At 59.9% G+C, this 25,096-nt stretch carries 25 protein-coding genes and 1 tRNA gene; 11 read left to right on the forward strand and 15 right to left on the reverse strand.

Annotation, left to right across the window (positions count from 1 at the left end):
• Positions 1-12: 12 nt before the first annotated feature.
• Positions 13-2,496, reverse strand: a complete 2,484-nt coding sequence (locus H8B14_RS03250) for a S9 family peptidase (RefSeq protein ID WP_410054451.1) — start codon at positions 2,494-2,496, stop codon at positions 13-15.
• 140 nt (positions 2,497-2,636) lie between these two features.
• On the opposite strand from H8B14_RS03250, the gene H8B14_RS03255 reads away from it, so the two are divergent.
• Entirely contained in the window at positions 2,637-3,197 is a 561-nt protein-coding gene (locus H8B14_RS03255; RefSeq protein WP_187314152.1) for a porin family protein, read from the forward strand.
• A gap of 34 nt (positions 3,198-3,231) precedes the next feature.
• Here the strand turns inward: H8B14_RS03255 and H8B14_RS03260 are convergent, their stop codons facing one another.
• From H8B14_RS03260 to rpmH, 8 genes are all read right to left on the reverse strand, one after another.
• Complete coding sequence (locus H8B14_RS03260; RefSeq protein ID WP_187314153.1) at positions 3,232-3,864, reverse strand: HD domain-containing protein; 633 nt, start codon at positions 3,862-3,864, stop codon at positions 3,232-3,234.
• 48 nt (positions 3,865-3,912) lie between these two features.
• Positions 3,913-5,211, reverse strand: coding sequence for an APC family permease (locus tag H8B14_RS03265; RefSeq protein ID WP_187314154.1), 1,299 nt, complete (start codon positions 5,209-5,211; stop codon positions 3,913-3,915).
• A 171-nt stretch (positions 5,212-5,382) separates the two neighbouring features.
• On the reverse strand, positions 5,383-5,904 hold the full coding sequence (locus H8B14_RS03270; RefSeq protein WP_187314155.1) for a DUF2480 family protein: 522 nt from the start codon (positions 5,902-5,904) through the stop codon (positions 5,383-5,385).
• 267 nt (positions 5,905-6,171) lie between these two features.
• Entirely contained in the window at positions 6,172-6,867 is a 696-nt protein-coding gene (gene tsaB, locus H8B14_RS03275; RefSeq protein WP_187314156.1) for a tRNA (adenosine(37)-N6)-threonylcarbamoyltransferase complex dimerization subunit type 1 TsaB, read from the reverse strand.
• 32 nt (positions 6,868-6,899) lie between these two features.
• Positions 6,900-7,460: a hypothetical protein gene (locus H8B14_RS03280; protein ID WP_187314157.1), complete on the reverse strand. Its 561-nt coding sequence runs from the start codon at positions 7,458-7,460 to the stop codon at positions 6,900-6,902.
• 75 nt (positions 7,461-7,535) lie between these two features.
• A complete protein-coding gene (locus tag H8B14_RS03285; RefSeq protein ID WP_187314158.1) occupies positions 7,536-9,227 on the reverse strand; it encodes a S41 family peptidase in 1,692 nt (563 codons plus the stop codon).
• 28 nt (positions 9,228-9,255) lie between these two features.
• Positions 9,256-9,699, reverse strand: a complete 444-nt coding sequence (locus H8B14_RS03290; RefSeq protein ID WP_315984799.1) for a ribonuclease P protein component — start codon at positions 9,697-9,699, stop codon at positions 9,256-9,258.
• Between the two features lie 16 nt (positions 9,700-9,715).
• On the reverse strand, positions 9,716-9,874 hold the full coding sequence (gene rpmH / locus H8B14_RS03295; protein WP_044015888.1) for a 50S ribosomal protein L34: 159 nt from the start codon (positions 9,872-9,874) through the stop codon (positions 9,716-9,718).
• Between the two features lie 240 nt (positions 9,875-10,114).
• Here rpmH and H8B14_RS03300 point away from each other — a divergent pair, with 240 nt between their 5' ends.
• The gene (locus H8B14_RS03300; protein ID WP_187314159.1) at positions 10,115-11,851 is read left to right on the forward strand and encodes a M61 family metallopeptidase; all 1,737 of its coding nucleotides are present in this window, start codon (positions 10,115-10,117) and stop codon (positions 11,849-11,851) included.
• Positions 11,852-11,875: 24 nt separating this feature from the next.
• Positions 11,876-12,691, forward strand: a complete 816-nt coding sequence (locus H8B14_RS03305; protein ID WP_187314160.1) for a TolB-like translocation protein — start codon at positions 11,876-11,878, stop codon at positions 12,689-12,691.
• 109 nt (positions 12,692-12,800) lie between these two features.
• Here the strand turns inward: H8B14_RS03305 and H8B14_RS03310 are convergent, their stop codons facing one another.
• From H8B14_RS03310 to H8B14_RS03320, 3 genes are all read right to left on the reverse strand, one after another.
• Complete coding sequence (locus H8B14_RS03310) at positions 12,801-13,043, reverse strand: hypothetical protein (RefSeq protein ID WP_187314161.1); 243 nt, start codon at positions 13,041-13,043, stop codon at positions 12,801-12,803.
• Between the two features lie 226 nt (positions 13,044-13,269).
• A complete protein-coding gene (locus H8B14_RS03315) occupies positions 13,270-14,202 on the reverse strand; it encodes a PfkB family carbohydrate kinase (RefSeq protein WP_187314162.1) in 933 nt (310 codons plus the stop codon).
• Positions 14,203-14,394: 192 nt separating this feature from the next.
• Positions 14,395-14,468 (reverse strand) — tRNA-His (locus tag H8B14_RS03320).
• Positions 14,469-14,777: 309 nt separating this feature from the next.
• On the opposite strand from H8B14_RS03320, the gene H8B14_RS03325 reads away from it, so the two are divergent.
• Positions 14,778-16,205 carry a DEAD/DEAH box helicase gene (locus H8B14_RS03325; RefSeq protein WP_187314163.1) on the forward strand — a complete coding sequence of 476 codons (1,428 nt, stop codon included), beginning with the start codon at positions 14,778-14,780 and terminating at the stop codon, positions 16,203-16,205.
• A 173-nt stretch (positions 16,206-16,378) separates the two neighbouring features.
• Here H8B14_RS03325 and H8B14_RS03330 read toward each other — a convergent pair whose 3' ends face one another.
• The 3 genes from H8B14_RS03330 to H8B14_RS03340 all read right to left on the reverse strand — a co-directional run bounded on the left by H8B14_RS03330 (position 16,379) and on the right by H8B14_RS03340 (position 18,682).
• Positions 16,379-16,837 carry a hypothetical protein gene (locus H8B14_RS03330; protein WP_187314164.1) on the reverse strand — a complete coding sequence of 153 codons (459 nt, stop codon included), beginning with the start codon at positions 16,835-16,837 and terminating at the stop codon, positions 16,379-16,381.
• A 223-nt stretch (positions 16,838-17,060) separates the two neighbouring features.
• Positions 17,061-17,750 carry a uracil phosphoribosyltransferase gene (gene upp, locus H8B14_RS03335; RefSeq protein ID WP_187314165.1) on the reverse strand — a complete coding sequence of 230 codons (690 nt, stop codon included), beginning with the start codon at positions 17,748-17,750 and terminating at the stop codon, positions 17,061-17,063.
• Complete coding sequence (locus tag H8B14_RS03340; protein WP_187314166.1) at positions 17,738-18,682, reverse strand: GNAT family N-acetyltransferase; 945 nt, start codon at positions 18,680-18,682, stop codon at positions 17,738-17,740. The genes upp and H8B14_RS03340 overlap by 13 nt, the downstream gene beginning before the upstream one ends.
• A gap of 188 nt (positions 18,683-18,870) precedes the next feature.
• Between H8B14_RS03340 and H8B14_RS03345 the strand changes: the two genes are divergently transcribed.
• The 7 genes from H8B14_RS03345 to lpcA all read left to right on the forward strand — a co-directional run bounded on the left by H8B14_RS03345 (position 18,871) and on the right by lpcA (position 24,974).
• Positions 18,871-20,724, forward strand: coding sequence for a hypothetical protein (locus tag H8B14_RS03345; protein WP_187314167.1), 1,854 nt, complete (start codon positions 18,871-18,873; stop codon positions 20,722-20,724).
• Positions 20,725-20,821: 97 nt separating this feature from the next.
• A complete protein-coding gene (locus H8B14_RS03350) occupies positions 20,822-21,181 on the forward strand; it encodes a hypothetical protein (RefSeq protein WP_187314168.1) in 360 nt (119 codons plus the stop codon).
• Between the two features lie 58 nt (positions 21,182-21,239).
• On the forward strand, positions 21,240-23,081 hold the full coding sequence (locus H8B14_RS03355) for an ABC transporter ATP-binding protein (protein ID WP_187314169.1): 1,842 nt from the start codon (positions 21,240-21,242) through the stop codon (positions 23,079-23,081).
• Between the two features lie 123 nt (positions 23,082-23,204).
• Positions 23,205-23,459 carry a hypothetical protein gene (locus H8B14_RS03360; RefSeq protein WP_187314170.1) on the forward strand — a complete coding sequence of 85 codons (255 nt, stop codon included), beginning with the start codon at positions 23,205-23,207 and terminating at the stop codon, positions 23,457-23,459.
• Positions 23,460-23,474: 15 nt separating this feature from the next.
• A complete protein-coding gene (locus H8B14_RS03365) occupies positions 23,475-23,864 on the forward strand; it encodes a hypothetical protein (protein ID WP_187314171.1) in 390 nt (129 codons plus the stop codon).
• Positions 23,865-23,957: 93 nt separating this feature from the next.
• Positions 23,958-24,362: a hypothetical protein gene (locus H8B14_RS03370; RefSeq protein WP_187314172.1), complete on the forward strand. Its 405-nt coding sequence runs from the start codon at positions 23,958-23,960 to the stop codon at positions 24,360-24,362.
• 18 nt (positions 24,363-24,380) lie between these two features.
• Positions 24,381-24,974 carry a D-sedoheptulose 7-phosphate isomerase gene (gene lpcA, locus H8B14_RS03375; RefSeq protein ID WP_187314173.1) on the forward strand — a complete coding sequence of 198 codons (594 nt, stop codon included), beginning with the start codon at positions 24,381-24,383 and terminating at the stop codon, positions 24,972-24,974.
• Positions 24,975-25,096: the final 122 nt, after the last annotated feature.

The raw sequence follows: 25,096 nt of genomic DNA on the forward strand, positions 1-25,096 counted from the left end.
CGCAGCTCTGGCTTAATTTCCGCTACTACTGGCGCCACCCACACCCGGTCCCGCCGGTTTCAGGTTGGTTTCAAATAGCTTCAGGATGCGCTTGTACTCGTCGGTCCAGGAGGAAGGTTCCACGAAGCCGTGGTCCTCGACGGGGTACACGGCCAGCTCCCAGTTCTCCTTTTTCAGCTCGATAAGGCGCTGCGAGAGGCGTACAATGTCCTGAAAATGCACGTTGGTATCCACCATGCCGTGGCACATGAGCAGGGCACCTTTCAGGCCGTTGGCGTAGTAAATCGGCGACGAGCGGGCGTAGGCCACGGAGTCGTTGTAGGGCTCGTTGAGGATGTTGTCGGTGTAGCCGTGGTTGTAGTGGGCCCAGTCCGTGACGGAGCGCAGGGCGGCGCCGGCCCGAAACACATCGGGCTGCGTGAACATGGCCATGAGTGTGATGAAGCCGCCGTAGCTGCCGCCGTAGATGCCGATGCGCTGGGCGCTTACGCCGTACTTCTCAGCTAGTAATTTGGCGCCATCCACGTGGTCGGTGAGGTCTTTGCCGCCCATGTAGCGGTAGATGCCGGTGCGCACGTCGCGGCCGTAGCCAGCCGAGCCGCGGTAGTCGATATCGAGCACCGTATAGCCTTTATCCACGAGCAGGTTGTGAAACATGTACTCGCGCGAATACTGGCTCCACCACTTGTGCGCGTTCTGCAGGTAGCCGGCGCCGTGTACGAATATTACGGCCGGGCCCTGGACAGTAGGGTTGGCGGGGCGGTAGAGGCGGGCGTACACGTCGGCGCCGTCGCGGGCCTTGATGGTGATGATTTCGGGGTCGCGCCAGGCGTAGCTTTCAAACTCGGGCGTGGTGCTGTGGGTGAGCTGGCGCATTTTGGCGCCGGGCTTGTTGTCCATCAGATACAGCTCCCAGGGCTTGTTGGTGTAGCTGTAGCGCACGGCCAGCTGCTTGCCATCCGGCGATACAGTGGCTTCGTTGGCACCGTCGCGGGTGGTAATCTGGCGGAGCGCGCCGCCTTCCAGCGGCAGGTGGTAGAAGTGCTGCACGCCGGGGTGCGTGGCGTTGGCGGTGAGGTACCACGTTTTTTTGTCGCGGCTGAGCTCGGCTTTCTGCACCTCAAACTTGCCGCTGGTCAGGGCCTTTTTCCGGCCCGACGTCACATCGACGGTGTACAGGTGAGAGTAGCCAGTTTCCTCGCTCTGGAACCAGATGCGGCGGTTGTCGGGCATCCAGCCCACGTTGCCAGCCCCGTACCCAATGCCGGGACCGTTGATCCAGGCTTCATCGCGCTGCCGGTCCAGGAGCGTGATTTTCTGGCTGACCGGGTCCAGGGCTACAATCCAGCGGTCCTTGTTATCGGCGGAGCGCACCACCAGAAACGCCCGCTGCCCGTCTTCCGACCAGTAGGGCCCAAATGGCTGCACGCGGCGCAGCTCGGTGGCGGGCTTGGGCTGGCTGGCTTTGGTAGTGGCAGCCTTGGCAGAGTCGGCGGGCATGGGGGCTTTGGCGGGCAGCTGGTACTCTTTGCGGTACGCGGGCTGTTCGTCGAGGCCTTTTAGCTCGCGGTAACCCAGCACGAAAGTGGTGTCGCGGGCCAGGTCGTAAAGGCCCAACTCGTAGGCCGTCTGGGGCGCGCCGACCTTGGTGCGGGTACTAATGTCTTCGGTGAATCCCGAGGCCGTGACGAAGCTAGGCACCAGGGCCACCTTTTCGGAGGCCGGCTCCTGCACAAGCGTGTAAGTCACGTAGCGGCCATCGGGGCTAAGCTGCAGGTTATTGATGGTTTGCTGGCCGATGTAAATGGCTTTGGGGCGTAGCCGGGCCAGGACCTTTTGCTGCCGCTCGCGGGCCAGGCGGTCCTGGTCTTTCTGCCGGATTACGTCGAACAAAGCCAGCTGCTGCGCCCGCAGAAACCGCTCCGACTTGTCGGTGGGCTGGCCGTTGCTAGGCTTGCTGCCTTTGCGGAAGTCAGTGCGCTGAGTGGTTTCGCCGGTGGCGGGGTCCCAGGTGTAGAGGTTCTGGGCGCGCACGTAGCTCACCATCCGGCCACGCATGGCAAACGCGGGGTCGGTTTCGCGCTCGGCGGTGTTCGTGACGCGACGGGACTTCCGGGTTTTCAGGTCGAGCAGATAGATGTCGCCTTCCTTCTCGTACACCTTGCGACTGTACGCTTGGTCGTACTCGCCGCCGCTGGCGGCCAGCTCCCGCTGCTCGCGCTGGCTTACCTTACGGGGCACGCCGGCACTGCCAGTTGCCACCTGATACAGCGAGTCGCGGCGGTTTTTCTCGGGGTTCCAGCTGAAGTAAATGGTGCGGCCGTCTTCGGCCCAGTACACGTTGGAGGGCGACGTGCCCAGCCACTGCGCCTGGTCGCGCATGATTTTTTCGACGGTGAGCGGGCCTAGTGCGGTAGCAGGTGTAGCCGGCGTTTGGGCCAGCGCTGGGGCCGACACGGCCAGCAGCAGCCCTAAAAAGCGTAGTTCGTGCATCATCAAAGCTACAATTCGAATTGAAAGATTACTTCAGAGACACAATTGCAGACGCGGCGTTGCCGTTGTGTACTGAGTCATATTTCTAAATTCTCAATTGGCTTTTTCAATTAAGAATCAATTCAGGCCATTCTATTTCCTCTATGAAAAAACTACTTCCAATCAGCCTGCTATTTTTAGCAAGCGGCACTTTCGGATCAGCTAGTGCGCAAAACGTACGGGTGGGTGTTAAAGCCGGACTCAATTACAGCAGCGTTACCGAGAATCTAACTGGCAATAAGCGGCGGTTAGGGCCAGCAGGTGGCATTTTCGCGCAAGTCCCGTTATCGTCAGACGGATTCTTTCTACTCCAACCCGAATTGTTGTACTCGATTAAAGGCTCACGCCCGCTTTTTAACAACGCATTTCCGCTTCGCCTTCGCTATTTGGATCTGCCTTTGCTGGCCAAGATCAACGCTGATGGTCTGTTTTTCGAGTTAGGGCCGCAGGTAAGCTACTTAATAGACGTTGACGGTGGCCCCTTCGATAGTACTCGCGGCTCCAACCGCGTGACTGCGGGCGGGGTGGCTGGCGTAGGCTGTCAGCTACCAGTGGGATTGGGCTTAGGGGTGCGCTACACCCACGACCTGACCCGCCTCAGCCCGCAGGGTCCGCGCAATACCGTTTTTCAAGCTCAAGCAAGCTACCTGCTCGGCAATCGATAGCCTGACGGCCGCGCCACAGCGTTATTGCTAGCCCCTACAACGTCCGCAGCTCCTGCGCCAGGTTGCGGCGGGCAGCGGCATCAAGCTGCTCCCGGAAACCAGGCGTGTGGTAGAGCACCGACGCCTTCAGCAGCTTCTGCAGCACCTTGCGGCGGCCGCGGCGGTAGAGCAGGCCCGGCACCATACGGTACTCCTGCCGCACCTGCCGGGCATATTCCTGGTAGCGGGCTTCAGAAGCACCCAGGATGGCCAAGTCGGCATCCAGGAAAAACAGCAGGTCCGGGTCGTCGGGTGGCTGGGGCTGGGTGTGGTCGTGGGTGCGCTCAATCAGGAAGGCCACCCGCGCCTGGCGTTCGGCGGAGAGGGAAGTTCCGGCCAGAAAGGCGCGGGCCAGCTCGGCGCTTTTCGCTTCGTTGTCGGAGCGCAGCGGCTCATACACGGCATCGTGAAACCACACAGCCAGCGCCACCACTTGCGGGTCGTGCAGCTGAGCGGCGGCTTCATCTACAGCATCCAGCAGGGTTTGGATGTGTTGGAGCGTGTGGTAGTGGCGGCCCGGCGCCTGGTAAGCGGTGGCCAGCTGCGTAACCATAGCCGTGCGGGCAGCTTCGTCGGGCAGTAGAGCTTGGATGAGTTGGTGCCAGCGGGCAACAAGGGATTGTTCCATGTGGGCGAATGGAGAGTTTCCGATTTGACAAGGCCGGTTGGCAGTCAGCTAAGCTCGCCGTCGGCTCAGCGCGTAGGGCACCAGCCCCGCCAGCACCGTCAGCAGGCCGTAGAACGACTCAGTGGGCTTATCGTGAATGATGAACCAGAGCGTCCAGGCGCTGAGGGCCAGGAACAGCAGCGGCGTGACGGGGTAGCCCCAGGCGCGGTAGGGCCGCGGCAGATTCGGCTCGCGCCAGCGCAGCACAAACAGCCCCAGCACCGTCAGGAACGTGAACAGGTTGAGCACGAAGCCCGCGTAGAGCAGTACCTGCTCGAAGGTGGCCGTGAAAATGAACAGCAGCGTGAGGCCGGTTTGCAGCAGCATGGCTCGCACCGGAATGCCCGCCGCGCTCAACTGCGCCAGCGGCCGCAGCGGCGGCAGGTCCTCCCCCATCACCTGCACAATGCGCGGCCCGGCAAAAATCATGGCGCTGATGGTAGACACCAGCAGCGCCGCAATCAGGCCGCCCATCAGCCGTCCGCCCAGCAGCCCAAACAGCTCGGTGCCCGCAATGAAGCCCACTTCGGCCTGCCCGGCCAGCTTGCTGATGGGCGTCGAGTACAGGAAAACGAAGTTTAGCGCCACATACAGGGCCAATACCAGCGCCGTGCCCATGAGCAGAATGCGCGGCAGTGTACGTTGCGGCTCGTGTACCTCGCCAGTAGCATATACCGCCGCGTTCCAGCCGGAGTAGGCGTACGACACGTACACCAGCGCCACTGCAAACGCCGGACTCAGCAGCTCCTGCCTCGCCACCACCGACGGCGCAAACGACAGTTCCTGCGGCACTGCTACCACCAGCCCCACGCCCACAAACGCCACCAGCACCAGCACCTTCACGGCCGTCACGACGAGCTGCAGGCGGCTGCCGGCGCGGCGGCTGCTGGCGTGCACGGCCGTGAGAGCCAGCACTACGCCCACCGGCAGCAGCAGCGGCGGCAGCCCCGGCCACACGCTACCCGCGTACTTGCCCAGCGCCATGGCCGCCAGCGCCGTGGGCGCCGCAAACCCCACCGTGCTCGACACCCATCCCGATAAAAACCCTACGGCCGGGTGGTAAATCCGCGACAGGTAGTGGTACTCACCGCCCGAGCGGGGCAGCGCAGCCGCCAGCTCACCGTAGCTCAGGGCCCCGCACAAGGCCACTACACCACCCACGGCCCACAGCATCAGCAACGCAAAGCCACTCTTAATATCCACCACCTGAAACCCCAGACTGGTGAAAACGCCGGTGCCCACCATGTTGGCCACCACAATGGATATGCCGGTCAGGACGCTGATTTTATAAGGACTGGTGGGGGGCATGAAAGGCAGGGGTTACGGCCAAAGATGCAAAACCCACCGCTGCCGCCGTACCAGCTCCGTTTTCCGGCAACACAAAAGCCCGGCAGCAAGGCTACTAGGCTTCGAGTGCATTGTTAATCGGCTAGTTTGTGCAGAAATAGCTAGAGGCAGGACCAACGGCACAGCCAGAGATTATGCCACGGCTGCTTTCGGCTTTTTGTAGAGCGGCACAGTGCTGCACGGCTCGCCGTACATGATGCTGCTTACCACCGGCAGCAGCTTCTGCATGATGGCTACGTAGGCGTAAGTAGGCACCGGCTTTTCGCCGCAGCCCTTCACCACCACCTTGGCGTCGCGGTACTGCTCAGCGTCGATGGCAGCAATGGCTTCCTGAAACAGCTCCTGCTCCAGCGCCTCCAAACTCCCGAACACGTAGCGGTGGGCGTGGCCCTGTAGTTTACTGGCCAGCAGCATGTAGGCCCAGGTGGGCACAATGGCATCGGCCGAGCAAATGATGGCCACGTTCTTGCCGTCATACTGGCTCCAGTCGTGGGTTTTCACGAACTCGCGCAAATCCTTTTCGCGTAGCATCAGGCCGTGAAACAGGTTGTCCTTGATGTCGTACACGACCCGCTCGCCGGGGTGCAGCAGCTCCTCCAAGTTCAGCGACGTAAGGGCGCTGCTGGCAACGCGGTTGACAAATAACGGTTCCATGAGAAAGGCAGAATAAACAATCGAAACAAAACGTCAGACCAAGCGACGACTGCAAAAAGTTGTTGACAGGTCAAACCCATCACCATGAAAACAAAAATCTACGCCCATTGTCAGACATAGGCCACCACGCTGTACCGCATCCAGACGCCGGTGGAAGGTAAAAGCTGGATTTTCGTCTGCGAAAGCTGCTGCCTGAAGGCGAAACCCCAACCCGGCTACCGCTACGGCGGCACCTGGCAGGGCTACCGGCACTAGCGTCGGCGCAACTCAACTTTTCGGAGTAGTGGTGTACACTTCTTTCAAGTAAAACGGCTCATAGTAGGCCACGTCGCGGAAATCCTGCCGGTTGTAGGCTTCCACTGCCAGCGCGCCCACGGCCACTGCCGAACACTCGATACCAGTCAGAAACGCCACATTCGGGTTGGCTTCCGCCAGCAGCCGAAACTTATCTGCGCCGTTTCCGAAGCATAACACGCGGTGGTGGGTGGTTTGTTCGGTTAGCGCGGTTTCATCAAGAATGAGCGGCGTGGGCGCCAGCACTTGCGTGCCATCTGGCCGATACAAAGCGGTGTAGACTTCCATGCGGCGCGCGTCCAGCATAGGGCACAGCAGCAGGTTGTCGGTGGGCACGGTGGTAGCGGCCACCTGCCGGGCCAGCGCCGCCAGCGTACCCACGGCCAGCAGCGGAATATCCAGCGCGTAGCACAGCCCCTTAGCGGCAGCAGCCCCAATCCGCAGCCCCGTGTAGGAGCCGGGCCCGTCGCTCACGGCCACGGCCGCCACGTCGGCCAGGGTGTGCAGCGTGTTTTCCAGCAGCTGGCTGATGAGCACGCTCAGGTGCGAGGAGTGCGACTTCTCCAGCCGCAGCTCCGACTGCCCTACCAGCCGGCCATCGTCCAGCCGGTGCAAAGCCACAGAACAAACAGCGGAGGACGTTTCGAGGGATAGGATGAGGCTAGGCATGGGGCAAAGATATAGCCTACGCTTTTGCTGAATTACTCCACCGGCTCAGCTCCCAGATTATCTACGGCTTGGCGTGCCCAGAAATCTTCATCCCAGATCCTATTTGCCTTCTCCTGAATAAACCAAACGCCAAGAGGCCAGAACCACAACGCCAAAAAGGCCACAAACGCCTGGCTGAAATCAGGCCGGCGTCCGTGCTCTTTAGCAAGCAACAACGACGCGGTGAACCAATGCAGATGAATGTAGGCAAACCCGGCATACAGCCCTGGTAATGCGGCTACACCCGTTACCCGAAAGCTGGTTGAGGAGAACTGCACATTTTGGTCATCTGCGAAGCTTGCGTAGGCCAATACCAACAGCACCACGAACACATTCACCAGAAACCAGGTGAAATTATAGCCTTCGATTCCAGCACGTATGCGGCTGAGTGAGCTTACCAGAAGGGCTACCCATAGCACCCACAAAGACAAACTGGTGAAAGATAGAATCGAGTCTACCATACCGTCATCTATGCACCACGAAGCAACGCGCGGCACCAGCAAGCACAGAAATATCATCCAGGGTTTCGCCCGCAGGATAAAATCATCCATCATATAAATAAAAACACGGCAGCTTCATTATGAAACTACCGTGCTAGTATACAGTCATAACATACTGCTTTCCAAATCCTACTTCGCCGTGCCGGCCCCTTTGGTAGCGCTGGCGGCGCGGCCGTTGGGGCGCAGCAGGGCGGCGTAGCGGTTGGGGTCGTTGAGTACGCTCATGGCCATCAGGATGTTGGGGTCGTCGTCAAAGGTTGCTTCAATCTGTCCCTTCTGGAAGTAGTAGCGCGACACGATTTCCTGCTCAAGCAAATCCTTGATTTCCGGCTTGAAGCGGGTCAGGTCGTTGCCTTTGTTGGTGCTCACCTTGCGGCGCATGGCCTCCAGCTCGGTTTTCACGTCGTCGTAGTGCTTCTCCTCCTTCACCTTTTTGGTGAGGTCGTTGATGGCCTTTTCGGCGTCGGTGCTGTAGCTGATGTCTTTGCCTTTGAGGAAGTCCGTGAACTTCTGGTAGTCGGCATCCGAGAGCTTGAACTGCCGGGCTGGAGCAATGCTGGCGTGCTCGGCGCGGTAGCGGGTGGCGTAGTCGAACAGGTAGCTCTTCTGGAGCAGCACGCGCGTGATGTCGGCAATTTCGCGGTCCTGTACTTCCACGTCGGGCGCCACACCGCCGCCGTCGTACACGGTGCGGCCGGCCTGCGTTTTGAAGGCCGTGCGCAGCGAGTCGGGCACTTTACCCAACGTGCCATCATCGGCGCGGTGCGCGTAATCAATTTCCTGGATGCAGCGGCCGCTCGGAATATAGTACTTGGCCGTCGTCACCTTCAGCTGCGAGTTGTAGCTCAACGGCCGCGTGGCCTGCACGAGGCCCTTGCCAAACGTCCGCTCCCCTACCACCACGGCGCGGTCGTAGTCCTGCAGCACCCCCGACACGATTTCCGAGGCCGAGGCCGACCGGTTGCTGGTGATAATCACGACCGGAATCTGGGTATCCAGCGGCATATCCAGCGCTTTGTACGTCTTGTTCCAGTCGGAAACCTTGCCCTTGGTGCTTACGATGTCCAGCCCCTTGTCCACGAACAGGTTGGAGATGTTCACCGACTCGTTAAGCAAGCCGCCAGGGTTGTCGCGGATATCAAACACAATTTTCTTGGCGCCCTGCTCTTTAAGCTTGGTAAGAGCCATGCGCACTTCCTTGCCGGCATCCACCGTGAAGCCGGCCAGTTGGAAGTAGCCGATGTCATTGGTGAGCATGCCGTAGTAGGGCACGTTGTCGACCTGAATCTTGTCGCGCGTAATATTGATTTCCACCGGCGCATCCTGGCCGTAGCGGGTGACCATCAGCTTCACCTGCGAATTGGCCTGCCCCTTCAGCAGCTTGCTGATGTCGGCGTTGTTCTTCTTCTCGACGTTGACGGCGTTGATGGTCAGAATCTCATCGCCGGGCAGCAAACCGGCTTTCTGGGCCGGATAGCCCTCGTACGCAGCCTGCACGATGGTCTTGCCATTGCGCTTCACCACCACCGCCCCAATCCCGCCATACTGGCCGGTGGTCAGGGTCCGGAAGTCCTCAATGTCGTCTTCGGGAATATAGTTGGTGTAGGGGTCCAGCGACTTGAGCATGGCGTCGATACCCGTCTTCACCAGCTTGGCCGGCGGCACCTCGTCCACATAATAGGTATTCACCTCCTTGAACAGGGTGGCAAAAATGTCGAGGTTCTTGGCGATTTCGAAGTACCGCTCGTTGTCGGAGCGGAAGGAAACCAACAGCGCGGCCCCGCTCAGGAGGGCACCGGCCACAATAGACTTGTTGCGCATAGACAGGGGAAGGAGCAGAAAAACAACCCTATACAGCAGACACTTTCGCGTCTGTTGAGGTTGCGTCGATCAGCAAACGCTCCAGCCCTGAAATTAATTTTTTTTCCACCAGCGCGAAAGGCTTTTTTTCCTTGCCAGTATAGATAATTGCCAGCAGCCCGACACCGTGGCCACCTTCTGCTTCCGTGAGGCGGTGCTTGTTGAGCCGGTATGCCTCGCGCATAAGGCGCTTGAAGTAGTTGCGGTCGACAGCGCGCTTGAAGTTGCGCTTACTCACGCTCACCAGCACCAGCGGTGCGGCGGCAGTTCTGGTTTCGGCGGGCCGCCACACCAGCCGCAAGGGATATATACCAAAAGAAGAACCCTGCGCGAAAAGCTCATCAATGAGTTTCTTTCCACACAGGTGTTCTTCTTTCGGAAACGAATAGGAGCGCTCCACCGGCAACGGGTGCGGGGCAGGCAGCTCAGCCACAGCAGTTGGCAGCAGCCTAGCGCTTGTGGCGGCCTTCGTCGGATACGGTCAGGCGCTTGCGGCCTTTGGCACGACGGCGGGCCAGCACGCTGCGGCCGTTAGCGGATTCCATACGGGTGCGGAACCCGTGCTTGTTGCGGCGCTTACGCTGCGAGGGCTGAAAAGTACGTTTCATGATATGTCTGGTGACTCAATTACAGGTAGGGCCGGCAAAGGTAAGACGTTAGTTTGAAATAGGCAAAGGCTCGGCCGCCTTTTTCCGCCGCCCGCTTCCAGCATCTACCCCGGATTCAGGTGATTGACCCGTGAAAATCGTTGGTTTTTCGTGCAGGGCGGCGCGTTATTTATCTGCTTATTCTGGCCGGATACCGCTACCTTTGTTGAGGGTTTTCCGCCCTTTCCGCCTTGCGTGCCCATGATTCACTACTCTGTCTCGTTTGAGAACCCGCTAACCTTTTATGTGCAGCTGCACATGACTTTTGAGGTTCCCACTGATGGTCCCGCCACCGTGGAGCTGCAGCTGCCAGCGTGGCGACCGGGCCGCTACGAGCTGCAGAATTTCGCTCAGAAAATTCAACAAGTTGAAGTTTCAGACGCCGCCAGCCACGACCTGCTGCCTACGCGCAAGCTCACCAAAGACCGGTGGGAAATACGTGAGGCCGCTGGCCGCACCGTGCGGGTGAGCTACAACTTCTACGCCCATCAAATGGATGCCGGCGGCTCCTGGCTGGATGAAAGCCAGCTGTATATGAATCCGGTGCAGGGCTTTATGTACGTGGAAGGCCGTCAGCACGAGCCCTGCCAGGTGCAGCTGCACCTGCCCGAGGGCTGGCAGCTAGCCTGCGGACTTCCGCAAAGAGGGCCCAACGTGCTGCAGGCCCAGAGCTTTGACCACCTCGCCGACTCACCCTTTATTGCCAGCCCTACGCTGCAGTACCGCAACTACGAGGTGCAGGGCCTGCCCTTCTACATCTGGATTCAGGGCGAGTGCCCCGTGGACTGGCAGCGGCTGGTGGCCGATTTCCGGGCGTTCAGTGAAGAGCAGCTGGCATTGTTCGGCGCGTTTCCGGCCCAGGACTACCACTTCCTCAACCAGATTCTGCCCTACAAGCACTACCACGGCGTCGAGCACCTCAACTCCACGGTTATCACGCTGGGCCCGGCCGAGCTGCTGATGACGGAGGGCTTGTACAAGGAGCTGCTGGGCGTGAGCTGCCACGAGCTGTTCCATGCCTGGAACATCAAGAGCATCCGGCCGGCTGAGATGCAACCCTACGACTACAGTAAGGAAAACTACTTCCGCACCTGCTTCATTGCCGAGGGCGTCACGACGTACTACGGCGAATACCTGCTGGCCCGGGCCCAGGTGCGCACCGCCGATCAGTATTTCGCAGAGCTAAACACGGTGCTACGCAAGCACTACGACGACTACGGCCGCTATCATCTCTCCCTAGCCGACGCCAGCATGGACCTATGGCTGGACGGCTACAAGCCCGGCATTCCGGACCGCAAAGTGTCGGTGTACCACAAGGGGGCGCTGGTGGCGCTGCTGCTCGACTTGACGCTGCGTCGCCTCTCCCAGCACCAGCGCAGCCTCGACGACGTAATGCGCCGCCTCTACGAGGAATTCGGCAAAACCGGCATCGGCTACACCGAAGACGACTATGTGCGCATCGTGACGGACGTGGCCGGGCGCGACATGTCGGCATATTTCGACAAGTTCATCTACGGCACGGCCCCGCTGGAAGAGCCGCTGGATAAGGCACTGGCTTTTGTGGGCTGCACGCTAAGCATCACCGAGAATATGTCGGCTTCCGAGGGCCTATTTGGCTTCCGGACCGTGACCCGCAACGAGCGTACCGAAGTCACGGATATCCTGCCGAACTCGCCGGCGGCGGCGGCTTTCACCGTCGATGACGAACTGGTGGCCGTGAACGGACGCCGCGTGGACATGAACCTGCAAAGTCTGCTTTCCGCCGACAGCGAACATCCGTACGAGGTTAGCGTATTTCGCCAAAACCGCCTGCTGACGGTACCGCTGGCGGCCCGCACCGACGAGCGGTTCTGGCAGAAGATTACCATTGAAAAGCTTCCGGCAGCCACGGCCGAACAGCAGGCCAGCTACCGGAGCTGGTTGAAACAGGATTTTTAGGCGCGGCGTTTTTTCACTATCCCCATGTTTCGGCTTCGCGCACTAATAGTGGTTTTGCCGCTGGCAGTGCTTGTATTGAGTTGTTCTTTCCGTGGCCCGGCAGAGCGCGCCCAGCCCGGTGTGCCGGTGGTGGCACCCGTGGCGCGGCTGCCGCGCCCGGTGCCGCCACGCATCTACCGCCTCGGCCACCTCGATACGCTGGTGCAGGTGCCCGGTCGGGTGCTGCCTATTCATCAGGCCTCACGCGGCACCTACGAGCGGCTGCCACAGCCCATCCGGCTACCAACCCCACCAGCCTCGGCCGAAGAGGAAGAAGTATTTGACTTTGCAGCCGAAGAGCGAAACCGCCTGCGTACGGCCGGCAAAACGGTGCGCCGCGCTGGCAACGTGCTGTGGCTCTATCCTAGCCAGGCCAAAGCTGTTCAGCTTCGCAACAACCCTGCTGACAACCCCGATACCAATATCAGCTATGAGTATCTGGCCACGCTACCGTCCATTAAGCAATGGCTGGTGGCTGTGCATCTTTACGAAGGCGGTTACTCCATGCTGGTAGATCAGCGCACCGGCCGCCGCACTCGGGTTTGGAGCGCACCTTCAGTATCTCCAGATGGCCGGCATTTCGTGTGCGGCAACTCCGACGTGCTGGCGCGCTACGAGCCTAGCGGTCTGCAACTGTGGTCGGTGGATGGCAGCACGCTACGGCTGCTGTGGGAGCGTCAGACGGAATGGGGCTGCACCCAGCCGCGCTGGCTCGACAACAAGACCATACTATTCGAGCAGGACTTCTTTGACAATGGCGATGTAGATACCCGCGTGGTACGCCTTACCGTCGTGCCTTAAATTTAGATATTCATAATAAAAAGTGAGAGGTGAGACTTTCGTTCTGCTGGCCCAATTGGGTTTCAGAATGAAAGTCTCACCTCTTACTTTTCTACTCAATTCTAAATTGTTAATCGCCTTGCCGGCCGGGGCCTTTGCCGCCGCCGTCCACCGACATGGGCTTGTTGCCTTGCGGGTTGTTACGGATGGGTGGAATATTGTCGTTGCCCTGCGAGTTGCCATCGGTGGTGTTGCCGTGCGTCGAGACGTTGCTCACGTTGGGGTTCTGCACCTGCGTGCTTTTCTTTTTGGTATTGGCAGCCGGGTTGACGGACGTCTTATCGTTGGTCAGGTCGGTTTGTTTCTTGCTCATGCTCATGGCCGTGGGGGTTACGGGTGGATGAATACTCCTTCTACCCTGCCGCTGGCCGTGGGGTTGCGTAAAATTCGGGCACAAAAAAGCCCCAGCCGGTGTGGGCTGAGGCTTTTAGCTATTAGAACGTCATTTCGAGCAGCGCGAGGAATCTCGCTAGTATGATAGAATTACTACGCTGACGAGATGCTCCGCTCAGCATGACGTTCTGATTCGATGTTCTGCTCTATGAAGCCACCGATACGGCCGGAGCCACGGCCACCAAGTCAGCAAACTGCTGCTCGCGGGCTTCGATTTCTTCCTGCGTAAGGTGCAGCAGACGCTCGGTGCCAAACTTCTCCACGCAGAACGAGGCCATGGCCGAACCGTGGATTACGGCGCGCTTCATGTTCTCGAAGCTGATGTCGTCGGTGGCGGCGAGGTGGCCAATGAAGCCGCCCGCGAAGGTGTCGCCGGCGCCGGTTGGGTCGAATACTTCCTCCAGCGGCAGGGCCGGCGCGAAGAAGATCTGCTTCTTATCGAAGAGCAGCGCGCCATGCTCACCTTTCTTGATGATCAGGTATTTGGGGCCCATTTCCAGGATGATCTTGGCAGCCTTCACCAACGAATGCTGGCCGGAAAGCTGGCGGGCTTCCTCGTCGTTGATGCTGAGCACGTCCACCATTTCGATGGTCGTTTTTAGCTCTTCCAGCGCAATGTCCATCCAGAAGTTCATCGTGTCCATCACAATGAGCTTGGGTCGGTTGACGAGGCGCTGAATCACGAGGCGCTGAATCTGGGGCGTGAGGTTGCCCAGCATCAGGTATTTGCAATCCTGGTAGGAGTCGGGCAGGATGGGGTCGAAATCGGCCAGTACATTCAGTTCTGTCACCAGCGTTTCGCGCGAGTTCAGGTCGTTGGCATACTTGCCCGACCAGAAGAACGACTTTTCGCCCTTCTTGATCTGCAGGCCGGTAGTGTCAGCGCCGTGCTGCTGGAGCAGGTCGATATCGGACTGCGGGAAGTCGTCACCGACTACGGCTACCAGCTTCACTGGCTTCACAGAATAGCTCGCCGACAGCGAAATGTAGGTGGCCGCGCCACCAATGATTTTGTCGGTTTTGCCAAAAGGCGTTTCCAGCGCATCAAACGCCACCGTACCGATTACAACCAGACTCATATGTAGAGAGGAAAAAAGTGATTCAACCAAGGAGCTTATGCCTTGCAACGCCGCAAATATCCAAATCCTTCCGCACTACCGCAGAATTTATTAGAGCCAGGCGCTATTCGGCGCTACCCCCTTTGCAGGTACCAGCACCCGGATGGGCAAAGAAAAAGCCTCCGACGCAATGTCGGAGGCTTTTGCAGGGTGGGTAAATAATGGGGCTCGAACCCACGACCTTCGGAATCACAATCCGACGCTCTAACCAGCTGAGCTATATCTACCGTGTTTGTTTTGGAGCAACAAAAGTAGTGTGCAGCGGGGTATTTGCAAACTTTGATGGCAGTTTTTTTCTGATTAACTGTCATTGCGAGGAGGCACGCCGAAGCAATACGTCCTCTCCTAGCAAACATTTTCCTTACAGCAAAGCCCTCCGGCAGTAGACAACTAACCTGACACCGGAGGGCTTGGCTGTTAGGGCCGCTTAGAGCCTTGAGAGGAAAGATTGCTTCGCTCTGCTCGCAATGACAGCACCTTGAACTACTACCCGCCTATATTCCCCGTACCTTTGCGGCTTGCAATACCCTTTGATTATGTCTGATACGCCGCAGGTACCTGCCTTTTCCGATTTCAAGCTCAACAAGCAGCTACTCACGGCCGTAGCCGAGGCGGGCTTCACGGAGCCCACGCCTGTACAGGCCCAAACCATTCCGCTGCTGCTTGCCGGCCACGATATCCTAGGCATTGCCCAGACCGGCACCGGCAAAACCGCCGCCTTTGGCTTGCCGCTACTGATGAAGGTGAAATACGCCCAGGGCACCAACCCGCGGGCTTTGGTGCTGGCGCCCACCCGCGAGCTGGCCATGCAGTTGGAAAGCCACCTCAAGAAGCTGGCCGTCTACACCGACCTGCGCATTTTCGCCATCTACGGCGGCCTGGGCCCGAAAACCCAGATTGAAACCATTGCCGCCGGCGTCGATATCCTGATTGCCACGCCGGGCCGCCTGCTGGAGCTGTACCTGCGCGGCGACCTGGTGCTGAAGGAGTTGAAAACGCTGGTGCTCGATGAGGCCGACAAGATGATGGACATGGGCTTTATGCCCCAAATCCGGCGCATTCTGGAAGTTATTCCCACCAAGCGCCAGAACGTACTGTTCTCGGCCACCATGCCTGAGAAGGTATCGGTGCTGAGCGAAGAGTTTCTGGAATTTCCGGTGCGCGTGGAAGTGACGCCCGCTGCTACCTCGGCCCAGACCGTGACGCAGGAACTTTACGAAGTGCCCAACCTGCTCACCAAAATCAACCTGCTGGAGTACTTGTTTCTGGATTGGGACACGTTCCACCGCGTCATGATTTTCACGCGCACCAAAGAGCACGCCGACAACGTGGCCAGCTTCCTGGCACGCAAAGCCCACGGCGAGGTGCGCGCCATCCACGGCAACAAAGGCCAGAACATGCGCATCAACGCCATGGAGGCCTTCAAGGCGGGCGAAGTACGGTTTCTGGTAGCTACCGACGTGGCGGCCCGCGGCATTGATGTGCCGCTGGTGAGCCACGTTATCAACTTCGACGTGCCGCTGATTTACGACGACTATGTGCACCGCATCGGGCGCACGGGCCGGGCGCAGCACACCGGCGCGGCCATCACCTTCGCCAATGAGGCTGAGATGCATCATATGCAGAAGATTGCTGAGCTGATCCGGCAGGAAATTCCGCTGGTGCCGCTACCGCCTGAAGTGGTGGTTGCGCCTACTATGTTTGAGGAGCAGCAGGACATGGACCGCGAAAAGGACGAGCGCCGCAAGCGTGAAGACCCCGAGTTCAAGGGTGCCTTCCACGAGCGCAAAGAGTGGATCAAGCCCGGCGTGACGATTGACAAGCGCACGGGCCGCCCGTTTGTGGCTGGCCCCAACCGCAGCACTAAAGGCAGCAAGGCCAACTCCACCAAAGGCTCCGACTCGCGCCCCGGCAAGAAAGCCGTGAAAGCCGCCCGCGCCAAAGCCCGGACGAAACGCAAGTAATTCTCTGTCATTGCGAGCGGAGCGAAGCAATCCTTCCTCTAAAAATATGTACGCCTTTAGTAAGCGCCAATCCCTCCGGCAGTAGTGTATACACTATTGCCGGAGGGATTGGCGCTAAGGGCTGCTCTGAGCACAGAAAGGACAGATTGCTTCGCTCTGCTCGCAATGACAGCCTACCGATAATGGTCGAAGATGGGCAAGTGGCTGAATTTGACGGCCAGCAGCGTGAAGGCGGCGCCCCAGAGCACGGCGCTCCAGAGCATATGCAGCACAATGCGCAGGCGCGGCACATGCAGCTGCGTGGCAATGACGGTGCCGCCGATAGGGCTGAAAAGAATGGGCGTCAGGAACGCAATGCCGGCCATGCCGAAGCGCCGGAAAATGCCCACAATGCGGCGGCTTTTACGGCTGAACAAGGGCTTGCCTTTTTCCTCGCGCCGCCGCCGCTGGTGCAGCGCCCACATCTTGCCCACACTGGAAATCAGCACCACTGTCGTCATCATGCCCGCCACCGACAGCACCCAGATGAGCGGCACCGGCACGCCGCCGGCTACGCCGGCCACCGGAGCCGCCACAAACTTGACCATGCCCAGCAGAAAAACCGAAGCGTATTTGAGCAGTTGAGGCAGCACGAAAAACAGTAGCAGAAGATGAAACCGGAAATAGAAGCCTGAAATTACACAGAACCCGGCGCCGGCGCCGCCCAGCTATTCAAGGAAGGCTGGCGGAATTCGGTTCCGCTGCAACGCAAAGCATCCGCTCTGGCGCACGTGTGAAGCGCGGATGCAAAACCGGACTGCTTGCCCTAGCTCGTAGCTGCTGGCTTCGCAAGTGGCTGCAGGCTGGCGCTTTGGGCTACAGCTTGCTGCCGTATGACAGGTCGCCGGCATCGCCAAGGCCAGGTACTATGTAGGCGTGCTCGTTCAGCTTTTCGTCGATGGCGGCCACCCAGAGCGTGGCTTCGGGAATTTCGCGCGTGACGTGGGCCACGCCTTCGGGCGAAGCAATGACGGCGGCAATGTGCACCTGGCGCGGCGTACCGAAGCGCAGCATAGCCCGGTACGTTTGCACCAAGCTCTTGCCCGAGGCCAGCATGGGGTCCACCAGAATCAGTACCCGCTCATCGAGGCTGGGCGCCGACAAGTAATCGACCTGCACCTGCACCTGCGAGGTGCCCTCGATGCGGTAGGCGGCCACAAAGGCGCTTGGCGACTGGTCGAAGTAGTTAAGGAAGCCCTGGTGAAACGGCAGGCCGGCACGCAGCACGGTGGCCAGTACCGGAAAATCGTGCAGCTGCAGGCTTCTGGCTTCGGCCAGCGGCGTTTTCACGCTTTTCTCCACGTAGCTGAGCTGGGAGCTGATGCGGTAAGCTATGATTTCGCCGAGGCGCTGCAGGTTGCGGCGGAACCGCAGCGAGTCGCGCTGCACGTCCACGTCGCGCAGCTCAGCCAGGAAATGATTGGCCACAGAAGGCTCGGCGCACACTACATGTACACGAAGGTTGTCGGCGGCAGAGTCAGCCGGAGAAGAGGTCAGCGCATCCATTGCAGGTACCAGGGGCGTTGGGAGGTGAAGGAAAGGGCCGCGTAGGGAACGGGCGTGGCCCCGAAATTGGCGAAAAAACGGGCAATTGATGGTATCATGCCGCCCTCAAAATCGAGTACCAGCCCGGGCGTACCGGCGTGCTGCCGTATCACGTAATCGAGCAGCAGCAGCGGTGCCCCTGCTTTCTTACCGGCTGGTGAGGCCGCCGCAAACAAATAAATCAGCTGCATACGGTAGCGCACAAACAGCGCCGCCGCCAGCAGCTCATTGGTTTGAGGGTGGCGCACCTGCAGCGGCAACGCTTGGCCGTGCTGCAGCAAAGCGGCGCACAACTGCTGTAGCTGCTGATAATGGCTGGATTTCAGCCCAGCCGCCTCGCCGCTGTGCTGCCGGAAAAGCTGCAGCAGCTCTGCTACAGCTGGCATGTGCGTAACGGCAAGTGGCGCGGGAAGTTGAGTGTTGAGCCGCAGCCGACGGCGGTAGTCGGCAGTGTAGCCGGCCAGCAGCGTGGCGTAGTCGGGGGCCAGCGGCAGGTGGTAGGTGCGGCGCTCCGTAAGCTGAAAGCCAGGCGGGGCAGAAGCCAGTTCCTGCCCGGTGTGCAGCTGCGTGTAGAGGCGGGCGTAGCTGCCGCGCAGCAGCGGCAGATAGTCGAGCAGCTCACGGTGGCGGCTGCCAGCGGTTGTCAGCAGCCCCAATTGCTGCGTGAAGGCAGGCTGATAAATCTCGCGGCCCCAGGGCCGACGGTGCGTGGGCAGCGGCAGCACGCTCACATAGTTGCTCTGCGGCCCGGTCTCCACTACTGCATCCCAGCGACCGGCAGTGGCAGTCAGCCACCAGCTTTGCGCATAAGGCACTTGCTGCTCAGCTTGGGCTACGCAGGCATCCCAGGCAGGCAGGTTGAGTTCAGTGAAACGAAGCAGCAGCAGAGGCACAGCCCAAAGGTAACGGCTGGCGGCGTTGGGCGGCACGTTTGGCTTGCCTATCACCGTCGGCCAACAAAGCTGGCAGCCGGTAGTGCTGGTTTCTGGGGCAGCCGTGGCAGGCTGGGCGTCCGAGTGTTGCGGCAACTGCGTAGGTTTGTGACCTGGCTGCCGGATTTGCGTATGTGGCCTACCCTACTATGAAAAAACCTATCCTTTTCCTGGCGCTGAGTGCCTTGCTGCAGCAAGTGGCTTTCGGCCAAAGTATGTCGTATAAATTTGATGGCCCGCTACCGCCGCTGGAAGACCCCGACAACCTGGCCATATCGCCTAATTATACGCAGGGCTCCACTACCGTGCCACTCGATGCCGACGTGTACCGCATGATTGACCGGTACGCCATTCTTTATGGCACCGACAGCATCTACCAGCTGCACACTTCCGTGCGGCCCTACCCGCGGGCGGCCGTGGCGCGCTTGGCCGAGCGGATGCTGGCCGACAGCGCGAATTTGTCGGCCCAGGACCGGTTTAATGCCGAGTATTTGCTGCGCGACAACTGGAACTACACCTCGCGTGCCAACGCCGTAAACCGGCGCGCTCAACCGCGGCTGAAGTATCTCTACGAGCGCCACTCCGATCTTTACAGCGTGGCCACGCCCGATTTCACGCTGCGCGTAAATCCGGTAGCGGGCCTGAGCCTCGGCAATTCGGATGGCTCCAAGAGCTACACGTTCCAAAACACCCGCGGCATTCAGCTGGAAGGCACTATTGATAAGCGCCTGGGCTTCTACACCTTCCTGGCCGACAACCAGATGGCCGTGCCCGAATACGTGCAGCAGCGCGTGGAGCGGGACTTGGCCGTGCCACACGAAGGATTCTGGAAGCCGTTCAAGACCACGCCCGGCCAGTACGACTACCTGTCGGCGCGGGGCTACCTCACGTATGCGGCCGGCCGCCACGTCAACATTCAGCTGGGCCACGACCGGAACCAGATTGGCAACGGCTACCGCAGCCTGATTCTATCGGATTACTCGGCGCCGTATTTCTTTCTGAAGCTGAACACGCGCATCTGGAAGTTCAACTACCAGAACCTGTTTGCGCAAATGGTATCCGACGCGCCCAACGTGGATGCTTCCTACGAGCGCAAGTACCTGGCCATGCACCACCTCAGCCTTGATGTACTACCCAACCTGAACATCGGCGTATTTGAAAGCGTGGTGTACAGTGGCTACGAGCAGGTAACGGATATGGTAACCCCTATTGGTGACACCGTTGCAGTACCTCAAATCCGGCAGCGCCGCCGGGGCTTCGAGTTGCAGTACCTCAACCCCATCATCTTCTACCGCGCCGTAGAACAAGGCGTGGGCTCCGAGGACAACGCTCTGCTGGGTCTGGATTTCAAGTGGAACGTGAAGCAGCAGGTGCAGCTCTATGGCCAGGTGGTGCTCGATGAGTTTGTGCTGAGCCAGATCCGGAGCGGCAATGGCTGGTGGGCCAACAAGCAGGGCATTCAGCTAGGCGCCAAATACGTGAACGTGGCCGGCATCCGCACGCTGGATGTACAGGGCGAGTTCAACTACATCCGCCCCTACCTCTACCAGCACGAAGACAAATACCGCAACTATCAGCATTACCAGCAGCCGCTGGCGCACCCCACGGGAGCCAACCTCTGGGAGCTAATTGGGATTGTGAGCTACCAGCCGCTGCCGCGCCTGAACGTAGTAGCCAAGGGCTTCTACGTGAAGCAGGGCCTCGACCCGCTGGGCGAAAACTACGGCTCCAACCCCAACCTGCCCTACACCAACCGCCCGCTGGACGCCAACGGCCAGGTCCGGGAGTTTGGTTTCCGCGTCGGCGACGGCGCCACCTCGTACCTGTTCCACGGTGACCTCACGGGCACTTGGCAGGCCGTCCACAACCTCTGGCTGGACGGCAAACTAATAGTGCGCAACCGCACCCTCAATCAGGCAGTGCCCTACGCCACTGCCGGCACCACCGCTCTGGCCTCGCTGGGTTTGCGCTGGAACATCGCTCAGCGCCTGCACGAGTTTTAATCGTTGATTGGTAGTTGTTGATTGCTGATTGTTGGTTTGTTGATTATTATGCCCAACAATCAGCAATCAACACACTAACAATCAGCACATCAAACCCATGCACCACGAGCCCGAAGCCCTGCTGCTGTACCGGCCTGTCAATCAGCAGGAGCTGGATTTGATTGCGGCGTCGGGGTGGCGGGAGTTTCCGCCGCGGCTACTAGAGCAGCCTATTTTCTATCCGGTGCTGCATGAAGAGTACGCCACCCGCATTGCCCGCGACTGGAACGTGCCCTACTATGGCGTAGGCTACGTGGTGCGCTTTGCCGTGGATGCCGAGTATGCTGCCACCTTTCCGGTGCAGAACGTGGGGCTGCGTGAGCACAACGAGCTGTGGGTACCAGCCGACGAGCTGCCGGAGTTCAACCGCCAGATTATGGGCCAGATTGAGGTAATAGCTGTTTTCAAAGCCGAGTAGGCGGCACCGGAGTGCCCGCCGCAGCGGACCCGACGATGCGCTACCTTTGCGGCTACCGATGAAGACTTACCTCCGCATTCTGCAATACGCCCGGCCGTACGCCGACTTTCTGCCACTTTACCTGCTTTACACGGTGCTGGGCATCTTTTTCGGCATCGGCAATCTGGCGCTGATGATTCCGATGCTGAATGTGCTGTTTGAGCAGACCAGTTCGGCAGCGGTTCCAGCGCAGCTACCCGCCTTTGCTCTCTCGCTCGACTACCTGACAGGCGCTTTCAATTACGTCTTTGTCCAGGTAATTGCCGACCATGGCAAGCTTGGCGCCCTGCTATTTGTGTGTCTGGTGCTGATAACGTCGGTGTTTTTCAGCAACGTATTTCGCTACCTCAGTTTGCGGGTAGCGGCACGCGTACGAGCCCGTGTGGTACGCAACCTGCGCCGCGACCTGTACCACCGCGTCATTGGGCTCCAGCTGGGCTATTTTGCCACCGGCCGCAAAGGCGACATGATGTCGCGCTTCACCAACGACGTGCAGGAAGTGGAAACGTCGGTGGTCAACACCCTGCAGGGCGTCATCCGCGACCCACTCTACATTGTGAGCTACTTCGTGGTGCTGTTCTATATGTCAACAAAGCTGACGGTGTTTTCGCTGGTGCTGCTGCCGCTGTCGGGCGGCATTATTGCGGCACTGGCCAAGCGGCTGCGCAACCAGGCCAAGATCAGCCAGGGTACGCTGGGCTCTATGCTGTCGGTGATAGATGAAACGCTGGGTGGGATGCGCGTCATCAAAGCCTTCAATGCGCAGGAGTACGTGAAAGGCAAGTTTGAAGACCAGAACGACCTGTACGCCCGCACTTCGCGCCGTATCGATAATACCCGCGACCTGGCTTCGCCCTTCTCGGAATTTGCCGGCGTGCTGGTGGTGGCGGGCCTGCTGTATTTCGGCGGCACCCTCATTCTGGGGGGCACTTCCGATCTGAAGGCTGCCGCATTTATCACCTACATCATCATGTTCTCGCAGGTGCTGACGCCGGCTAAGTCTCTGTCCTCGTCGTTTGGCAATATCCAGCGCGGGTTGGTGGCTGGAGAGCGGGTGCTGGGCATTATCGATACCCAGCCCGCCATCCGCGACAAGCCCGACGCGCAGGTGCTCCCCGAATTCCGGCAGCAGATTGAGCTGCGCAACCTGCAGTTCCGCTACGCCGACGTGCCGGTGCTGCAGGACATCAACTTGGTGATTGAAAAAGGCAAAACCGTGGCGCTGGTGGGCCCCAGCGGCTCGGGCAAAAGCACCCTCGCCGACCTACTGCCCCGCTTCTACGACCCCACCGGCGGCCAGATCCTTATTGACGGCCACGACGTGCGCGACTGTACCATTCACTCGGTGCGCGAGCAGATGGGCATCGTGACGCAGGAAAGCATCCTGTTCAACGATTCCATCCTCAACAACATCCGCTTCAACACCCAGGCCACCGAGGCCGAGGTAATGGAAGCGGCCCGCATTGCCAACGCCCACGACTTCATCATGGCCACGCCCGAGGGCTACCACACCCTGATTGGGGACCGGGGCGGGCGGTTGTCGGGCGGGCAGCGGCAGCGGCTGAGCATTGCACGCGCCATTTTGCGCAATCCGCCCATCCTCATTCTCGACGAAGCCACCTCAGCCCTCGACACGGAGAGCGAAAAGCTGGTGCAGGAAGCCCTGACGCGCCTGATGCAGAGCCGCACTTCGCTGGTTATTGCCCACCGCCTGAGCACCGTGCAGCACGCCGACGAAATCATTGTGCTGCACCAAGGCCGCATTGCCGAGCGCGGCACCCACGACGAGCTGCTACGCCAGCCCGGCGGCCTTTACCAGCGCCTCAGCCAGATGCAGGCCACCAACGCCGCGCTGGCGTAGCGGGTGAGGCATGGGGAGTTAGGCTTCTAGGATCAGGACAAGCGAATTTTATTACTTACGGTTGGTGACGCCGAATCCAGCATATTGCGCTGCCTAAGCCCCAATCCTATAAGCCCTAAAAATATGTCTACTCCTAAAGTTCCGTGGTTTAAGTCGCAATGGTTCTGGACACTGGCTTTGGTGATGATTGGGCTGCGTTTTGCCTACAAGTACTGGTACAAAGAACAGGCGCCTGATCCGGCTACCCGCGTGGAGCAGCTCACGGAGCGCAGCACAGCCATGGAAAAACGCATCAGGGCCAGCCAGGCGGTCAGCACTGCCCCTGTAGTTGTGGCCGATTCCGCCGTGCTGGCCGATTCCGCCACAGTGGCGCGCTGATCCGCACTTAGCCGCATGAGCACTTCCTCTGACACCACGCGCCGCTGGGTAGCAACCCTGATTGTGCTGCTGCTGCTGGCCCAGGGCGGCACGTGGCTGTGGCACAAATTCCGGCAGATGCAGCAGCAACCGGTCCGCCAAGCCACGGAAGCGGCCCTGCAGCGCAAAATAGCCGCCAGCATGGCCTACGACACAGCCCTGCTCCGCGCCGACTCGCTGCTGACCGCCGCCGACACGTTGGCCGCCACCCAACTGCTGGACTCCCTGCGCCGCCAGCCCACCGACAGTCTCTTTCCAATTGAGCGCCAGAAGCTGCGGCAGATACAGGCACGGCTTACACGCGCCCAACCTGCTACAGCGCCTGCTGCGCCGGAGCCGCGGGGCACCGGGCGTAGCGCAGAATGAGCGAACCACTATATTTAACCCGCCTACTGCGTTTTCGCGTACACGGCCCCATTGCTTACTCCCCACAACTAGCTACGCCAACTCATGCTTGTTTTGAAACGTTTGGTCACCATTCTGGTGATGGTCTATGTCCTGCTGGCTTTGTTGCTTGTTCTAAGCCCCGGCTCGCGCGACGGCCTGATGGCGGTTACGGCAGGCAGTGGCAATGCCGCCGGCTTCTACTACGCCCTCTTCGTGATTGGGGCGGTGCTGCTTCTCTTGCAGCTTATTACTGAAAACCTAGACAGCACCCTGCTGCGCCGCAACGTGGCCGCTCACGAAGGCAAGATCAATGAGCTGAAGGCCCGCCTCTACGACCAGCAGCTAGAGCAGCGGGGCACTGGAACCAATGCCCCGCGTACGGGTACCACCGTGCATCCCGAAGGCTACGTGGTGCCGGCTCCCGTACCGCCCGACGCGCACCGCCCCACCACCCGCGACGAAGCGCCGCTGGCGTAGCCGGCCTATCTTCGCACCGTGAAGACCCCCGTTTCCCTCCCCGACCTCATCCGGGCGGAGCTGACCGAAGCCCGCACCGTGCTGGACCGTTTTCTGGCTGACCCCGCCAACCTTACAGCCGTCGAGCAGGCGGCTCGCCTCATGGCTGAAAGCCTGCAACAGAAAGGCAAAATCCTGAGCTGCGGCAACGGCGGCAGCCTCTGCGACGCCCAGCACTTCGCCGAGGAGCTTACTGGCCGCTACCGCCAAAACCGCCCCGCACTGGGCGCCATTGCCCTCACTGAGGCCTCGCACATGAGCTGCGTGGCCAACGACTTCGGCTACGACCACATCTTTAGCCGCTACGTGGAGGCCCTGGGCCGCCCCGGCGACGTGCTGCTGGCCATCAGCACCAGCGGCAACTCCCCGAACGTGCTGCGCGCCGCCGAAGCCGCCAAAGCTGCCGGCATGCGGGTAGTAGGCCTCACCGGCAAGGACGGCGGCCAGCTGGCCACCCTCTGCGACGTGGAAATTCGGGCCCCGCACCACGGCTACGCCGACCGGGTGCAGGAAATCCACATTAAGGCTATTCACATCATGATTATGCTCATCGAGCAGCTAGTAGAGGCGTAAGTAACTGCCGTTTGCCTGTCGTGCCAGCGGCCCTAAATCAGCCATTTCTTTTTCGCCCGTAGCTTCTTTTCGGTTTGGCCTAACCCGCTACAACCAGAGAAACTACGGGCGAATTTGTGCGT

The organism is Hymenobacter puniceus (assembly GCF_014333525.1).
Taxonomy (GTDB): domain Bacteria; phylum Bacteroidota; class Bacteroidia; order Cytophagales; family Hymenobacteraceae; genus Hymenobacter.

What these genes read in the sequence shown, in the direction of transcription:
- H8B14_RS03250 (WP_410054451.1), bottom strand. Translation starts at nt 2,496, where the DNA reads ATGATGCACGAACTACGCTTTTTAGGGCTGCTGCTGGCCGTGTCGGCC.
- H8B14_RS03255 (WP_187314152.1), top strand. Translation starts at nt 2,637, where the DNA reads ATGAAAAAACTACTTCCAATCAGCCTGCTATTTTTAGCAAGCGGCACT.
- H8B14_RS03260 (WP_187314153.1), bottom strand. Translation starts at nt 3,864, where the DNA reads ATGGAACAATCCCTTGTTGCCCGCTGGCACCAACTCATCCAAGCTCTA.
- H8B14_RS03265 (WP_187314154.1), bottom strand. Translation starts at nt 5,211, where the DNA reads ATGCCCCCCACCAGTCCTTATAAAATCAGCGTCCTGACCGGCATATCC.
- H8B14_RS03270 (WP_187314155.1), bottom strand. Translation starts at nt 5,904, where the DNA reads ATGGAACCGTTATTTGTCAACCGCGTTGCCAGCAGCGCCCTTACGTCG.
- tsaB (WP_187314156.1), bottom strand. Translation starts at nt 6,867, where the DNA reads ATGCCTAGCCTCATCCTATCCCTCGAAACGTCCTCCGCTGTTTGTTCT.
- H8B14_RS03280 (WP_187314157.1), bottom strand. Translation starts at nt 7,460, where the DNA reads ATGATGGATGATTTTATCCTGCGGGCGAAACCCTGGATGATATTTCTG.
- H8B14_RS03285 (WP_187314158.1), bottom strand. Translation starts at nt 9,227, where the DNA reads ATGCGCAACAAGTCTATTGTGGCCGGTGCCCTCCTGAGCGGGGCCGCG.
- rpmH (WP_044015888.1), bottom strand. Translation starts at nt 9,874, where the DNA reads ATGAAACGTACTTTTCAGCCCTCGCAGCGTAAGCGCCGCAACAAGCAC.
- H8B14_RS03300 (WP_187314159.1), top strand. Translation starts at nt 10,115, where the DNA reads ATGATTCACTACTCTGTCTCGTTTGAGAACCCGCTAACCTTTTATGTG.
- H8B14_RS03305 (WP_187314160.1), top strand. Translation starts at nt 11,876, where the DNA reads ATGTTTCGGCTTCGCGCACTAATAGTGGTTTTGCCGCTGGCAGTGCTT.
- H8B14_RS03310 (WP_187314161.1), bottom strand. Translation starts at nt 13,043, where the DNA reads ATGAGCAAGAAACAAACCGACCTGACCAACGATAAGACGTCCGTCAAC.
- H8B14_RS03315 (WP_187314162.1), bottom strand. Translation starts at nt 14,202, where the DNA reads ATGAGTCTGGTTGTAATCGGTACGGTGGCGTTTGATGCGCTGGAAACG.
- H8B14_RS03325 (WP_187314163.1), top strand. Translation starts at nt 14,778, where the DNA reads ATGTCTGATACGCCGCAGGTACCTGCCTTTTCCGATTTCAAGCTCAAC.
- upp (WP_187314165.1), bottom strand. Translation starts at nt 17,750, where the DNA reads ATGGATGCGCTGACCTCTTCTCCGGCTGACTCTGCCGCCGACAACCTT.
- H8B14_RS03345 (WP_187314167.1), top strand. Translation starts at nt 18,871, where the DNA reads ATGAAAAAACCTATCCTTTTCCTGGCGCTGAGTGCCTTGCTGCAGCAA.
- H8B14_RS03350 (WP_187314168.1), top strand. Translation starts at nt 20,822, where the DNA reads ATGCACCACGAGCCCGAAGCCCTGCTGCTGTACCGGCCTGTCAATCAG.
- H8B14_RS03355 (WP_187314169.1), top strand. Translation starts at nt 21,240, where the DNA reads ATGAAGACTTACCTCCGCATTCTGCAATACGCCCGGCCGTACGCCGAC.
- H8B14_RS03360 (WP_187314170.1), top strand. Translation starts at nt 23,205, where the DNA reads ATGTCTACTCCTAAAGTTCCGTGGTTTAAGTCGCAATGGTTCTGGACA.
- H8B14_RS03365 (WP_187314171.1), top strand. Translation starts at nt 23,475, where the DNA reads ATGAGCACTTCCTCTGACACCACGCGCCGCTGGGTAGCAACCCTGATT.